2 protein-coding genes are annotated in these 3,252 nt (G+C 73.1%); both read left to right on the forward strand.

Annotated features, from left to right (window positions below):
- The first annotated feature begins 202 nt into the window (after nucleotides 1–202).
- Nucleotides 203–1,555: a S8 family peptidase gene (locus tag ACZ4UB_RS39495; protein ID WP_468078129.1), complete on the forward strand. Its 1,353-nt coding sequence runs from the start codon at nucleotides 203–205 to the stop codon at nucleotides 1,553–1,555.
- A 296-nt stretch (nucleotides 1,556–1,851) separates the two neighbouring features.
- The gene (locus ACZ4UB_RS39500; protein WP_354380328.1) at nucleotides 1,852–3,147 is read left to right on the forward strand and encodes a hypothetical protein; all 1,296 of its coding nucleotides are present in this window, start codon (nucleotides 1,852–1,854) and stop codon (nucleotides 3,145–3,147) included.
- Nucleotides 3,148–3,252: the final 105 nt, after the last annotated feature.

The following is a 3,252-nucleotide window of genomic DNA, read 5'->3' on the forward strand; positions in this document are numbered from 1 at the left end:
CCACACCTACAACCACCACCGCTGCCACACCGCACTCCACGGTAACCCACCCATCAGCCGTGTGAACAACCCTGCGGGTCAATACACCTAGGTCGTCCCACCCGTCACATCCGTCACGCCGCACCCCCCTTGGGCGGCGTGTCGTGCGCCCACTCGGCGCACCCTCCGCGCGCGCCCTCCCGACCTCGCCGAGCATCGCCGCATGACCGCAATCACCGCGCTGCTCCCCGCCGCCGCCCTGCTGGCGGCGACCGCGCTGCCCCTGCAGGCGCATTCCGGCGCGAGCGGCGGCCACGACAGCGCCCCCTACGTCGTCGTCCTCAAGGACACCTCCACGCGCGCCCCCGCCCGCGCCCTGGCCGCCGAGGCCGCGCGGGCGGGCGACACCATCGACCGGGTGTACGACACCGCCCTGAGCGGCTTCGCCGTACGGACCACCGCGGCCCGCGCGGCCGAACTCGCCGCCGATCCGCGCGTGGCGTCCGTCGAGCCCGATGCCCTCGTCCACACCACCGACACCATCGACACCACCGACGCCACGGCCGGTTCCGGGCCCGGGTCCCAGGCGCGGGCGCCCTGGCAGTTGGACCGCCTCGACCAGGGCGCGCTCCCGCTCGACGGGGCGTACGCGTACCCGGGGACCGGCGCGGGCGTGACGGCGTACGTCCTCGACACCGGGATCAACACCGCCCACACGGAGTTCGGCGGCCGCGCCGTCTTCGGGGCCAACGAGACCACGGAGGCCGCCCAGGACCTCAACGGGCACGGCAGCCACGTGGCGGCGAGCCTGGGCGGTGCCACCTACGGGGTCGCCAAGGGGGTGAGCCTGATCGCGGTCAAGGTGGCCGACCAGCAGGGCAGCGGCAGCGTCTCCGACATCATCGGGGGCATCGACTGGATGATCGGCCACGCGCTCAAGGCGAGGAAGGCGGGCGGGGGCCCGGCCGTCGCCAACATGAGCATGGGCGGCAGCTACAGCTTCGGCATGAACCGGGCCGTCGCCAAGGCCGTCGCCTCCGGCATCACCTTCACCGTCGCGGCGGGCAACGACAACGCCAACGCCTGCTACTCCTCCCCCGGCAGCACGTCGAGCGCCCTGACGGTCGGCGCGACCGACGCCACCGACCGGCGGGCCTTCTTCTCCAACTACGGCCGCTGCGTGGACGTCCTGGCCCCGGGCCTGGGCATCACCTCGGCCTGGAAGGGCGCTCCGGACGCCGTCCGGACGCTGTCGGGCACCTCCATGGCCGCCCCGCACGTGGCCGGAACCGCCGCCCTGATCCTGGCCGCCGGAAGGGCCCTGACCCCGGCGGAGGTGGCCGAGGCGATCACCAGGAGCGCGGCCGTCAACAAGGTCACGAACCTGCCGGTGCGCACCCCGAACCTGCTCCTGCAGACCCCGCGGACACCCGTGACGGCCCCCGTGCCCATGCCCGTACCCGCACCCGTACCGGCCCCCGCACCGGCCCCGGTACCGGCCCCGGTGACGGCTCCCGCGCCCGCCCCCGCGACGCCGTCGGCCCCGCCCGCACCGCCCGTCCAGCCCGCTCCGTAGGACCGTACGGCGGCACGACCTCGCGGGGCGGAATCCGCAGGTCAGCTCGGCTACGGACAGCCCACGGACACCCCATCCGCCCCACCAGCGACCTCACCCGCGACCCACCGACCAGTCGGTACCCCACCCGCTCCCCGCCCCGTTCTGATGGGACATCAATTTCTGAGTGCTTCGGGCGAAAGCAAGTCATTGACTTCTCATGACCGCGACGCGTCAATGTCGGCCACCGCACCGGCTCGGCCTCTCCCCCACAGCGGGTGGGGGGAGGGTTCGTTCGACGAAGGAGTCGCGACCCAGTGAGTACGACAACGTTCCGACGAAGAGTTCTGGCCGGGGCGGGCGCCCTTTCCCTGGCCCTGACGGGTGGCGTGGTGGGCCTGGCGGGTACGGCTCAGGCAGCGACCAAGACCACGCCGGTCGCCATGAACTGCGTCGCCCCCGCGCCGCAGCCGGGTGCGAACGGCAACCAGGACTTCACGATCACGCTCCCGGACGGCGCCAAGGCCGGGCAGTCCGTGCCGATCACCATCGACCCGGGCGAGACCCCGGTCATCCCGATGTTCACGATCGACACGGTCAACACCATCAAGGCCAAGCTGTTCGTGGGCGGGGTCGCCCAGACCGTCACCAGCCCGGCCGTGCCCAGCCACCAGGAGGCCAACAAGAAGGCCGACCCGCCGGCGTTCAGCGGGAACATCACCATCCCGGACGGCACCGAGGGCACCACCGTCCAGATCACCATCGACCAGGTGATCACGGACGCCGACCTCGGCGGCACGATCTACACCACGACCTGTACGCCCGGCCCGCGACCCAGCGGCTCGGTCGGCTCGGTCGCCGTGGAGGCCCTGCCCAAGGACCCGATCACCACGAAGGTGACGCCCAACAGCGGCAAGGCGGGCACCGCCGTCGTCGCCACCGGCGCCAACTTCCCCGCGGGCCCCGTCACCTGCTCCGCCCTCCTCGGCGGCGCGGCCACCGGTGACACGGGCACGGGCACGGCCGACGCGTCCGGCGTCGCCAGCTGCAACATCACGATCACCAAGAAGGCCGACGCGATCAAGATCGACGGCTCGATCGCCCCGGCCAAGGCCTTCGTGTTCCTGGAGGACCAGGCGGGCGTGAAGAACCCGGTCGACGTCGAGGTGCTCCCCGGCCCGCTGGCGCTGGGCCCGAAGGACGGCCAGCCCGCCGTCAGCTTCGGCTCCGTCACCATCAACGGCAAGGCCCAGTCGGTGGTCGGCATGTTCAACGCCGCGACCGTCCAGGACTTCCGCGGCGGCACCCTGGGCTGGGACGTGACGGCGACCCGTACACCGTTCCTGAACCAGACCACCGGTCACTCCATGGCCAAGGCCCAGATCGGCATCCAGCCGACCTGCACCGTGACCAATGCGGACAGCCCGAGCACCTGCTCCGCCGGAACCCCCGGCGCGATCACGGACACCCCGATGAAGGTCGCCTCCCAGGCGGCCGGCGGGGACGAGCTGACCGGTGGTGAGTTCGCCGTCGGCGGCGCCGGGATGATCCAGCTCCCGCCGTTCATGTTCGCGGACACCTACCAGTCGGTCGTGACCTTCTCCATCGCCTGACCGGTCGACCGGGTGGGGGGGGGGGGGGGGGGGGGGGGGGGGGGGGGGGGGGGGGGGGGGGGGGGGGGGGGGGGGGGGGGGGGGGGGGGGGGGGGGGGGGGGGGG

This window comes from Streptomyces sp. NPDC028419, assembly GCF_055565515.1.